This window comes from Pseudomonas antarctica (assembly GCF_900624995.1).
In the GTDB taxonomy this organism is placed as follows: domain Bacteria; phylum Pseudomonadota; class Gammaproteobacteria; order Pseudomonadales; family Pseudomonadaceae; genus Aquipseudomonas; species Aquipseudomonas antarctica.
This window is the reverse complement of record NZ_UYXQ01000241.1, coordinates 1-1,768: the sequence shown is the minus strand read 5'-3', so window position 1 is coordinate 1,768 and position 1,768 is coordinate 1. Positions and strand designations below refer to the sequence as shown.

Annotated in this window: 1 pseudogene; it reads right to left on the bottom strand. The window is 55.9% G+C overall.

From position 1 onward, the window contains the following. A pseudogene (locus E0F99_RS29750) lies at positions 1 to 1,522 on the bottom strand (hypothetical protein); the annotation flags it as partial. Positions 1,523 to 1,768 lie beyond the last annotated feature (246 nt).

Sequence of the window (1,768 nt, the reverse complement as noted above, 5' to 3'; positions counted from 1 at the left end):
CCTCAGGCTGACTGGGGCGCAAGTCGCCAATCAGGTTCTGATTGTCGAGGGTTTTGATCACTCTTCGATTGGGTTTTTTAGGGCGTTTGGTTTTGTCGGCAGCGGGTTTGGGGGCAATCTTTTCTTCGACCAGGATCAAGCTGGCCAGTTGGGCTTCAAGGCTTGCGCGGGCTTGGCCAAGCTGCTCCAGGAAAGGCGCTCGATACGGCTCTCGCAAAAGCACAGAACCCATTTCGGTTAACGTATTAACGGCGTTTTCCAGCCGCTCATACTGTTGGGACACATCCTTGAGCACGTCAATTTGCTCGGCTGGCGAGTAACCGCTGGTCGTGCGTATTTCCGTGTGCGCGAGTATGCCAGCATTGGCTTTGCGATCCACAAGCACATCGAGGAAGGGGCGTTCCTCTGGCCTTCCAGCGCCAAGCGCGCGGTTGACTATCAACTCGGAAAGCGACAACAGTTGGTGTTGTTTTAAGCTGACGGAGGATGGAATGCGCTCAGGCGGCAACTGCGCCACGAGTTGTTCGCGTAATGCAGTGGGCGCTTTCTGCAGAAGTGCTTCGATTTTTTCTGCGGCCGTGAGTATTTCTTTGAGCGTCTCCAGTCGTTGCGTCGCGTCGTGGATGAACGCTTCGTAGCCGTCTGTGAGGCCGTCAGGCAGTTCACTGTCGGTACGGCGCAGGAGCTCAGCAAGGCTTTCGCCGCGCTGGCTTTCCAGGCTGAATCTAATTTTGTGATGCAGGCTCGCATAGGACGTTAACAAGTGTTTGAAAATGTTTTCTGTGGCGTTATCTCGTGTTTGTTTGTATTGCGGTTGCGTCCTGTCCAATTCCATTAGTTCGCCGGCGATGACTGCGCTCTTCTCAAGCGCGCAGATAAACGCCTGTGTGTTTTCTTGGTAGTTATCGACAGCGGTATTCCAATCGGTTTTGGCACGTACCATTTCGTGTTGCCTTTGCTCATGGCGTTCAGCGATTCTGGGGCGCAGCGCAGGCAGTAAGGTGGGACTGTTGAGCCTTTCCCAGTCTTCCCTCAGTTCGCTTTTGCACTTAGTCAGTCGCGTCCGGGCAATCGTCACGGCGTCGTTAAACTGTTGCGCCAGTGGGGCCAAGCCTGACGCTTCTGTGTTTAGAATTGCCAAGTCTTGATTCAGGTCTTTTAACCGCTCGTTGCGATTTCTCTGCCATCCACTCAACCGCTCCCTAGGCATGCCACCCTCCAGTCTGACACGTCGCTCCAGCCGCCAATGCCCTTGACTGTCGCTGGTCAGCCTGAAACCGGGATGCTGCGGGTGCTGCGGATCGACCAGGTAAACCTCGCCGAAACCCGGTACCACACTCACCTGGAACAACAGCCCACCGACGCTGGCGTGCCAGGTAGTGTTGATGTTGTATAACCCCTTGAGGCGCCCGCGTGCCTCCGGGGGCGGCAAGGCATCGGGCCACGGCACATGGATTTCAAGCAATGCCTTCAATAACTTCGCGCTGGCTTGGGGGCTGGCAAGCGAGCGGCTGAAGTCCAAGGGCGTGTGGCCTGTCGCCGGAGGTTCACCTGGCAGCGCCACTGAACCCTGTTGAGTTCGCGCAGTGCCTTCCTGCTGCGTCAGGCCCGCGGTGCGGCGCCAGGCTTTTAAGTGCAGAGTGTCTCGTCCTGAATAAGGTTTACACCTTCTGGCTTCTTATCAGGAGGGTGCAATGGATACGGGCGCAAAACGTAGTCAGCGCGATTACACGCTGACTTTTAAATTGTCGGTTGTCGACCAAGTAGA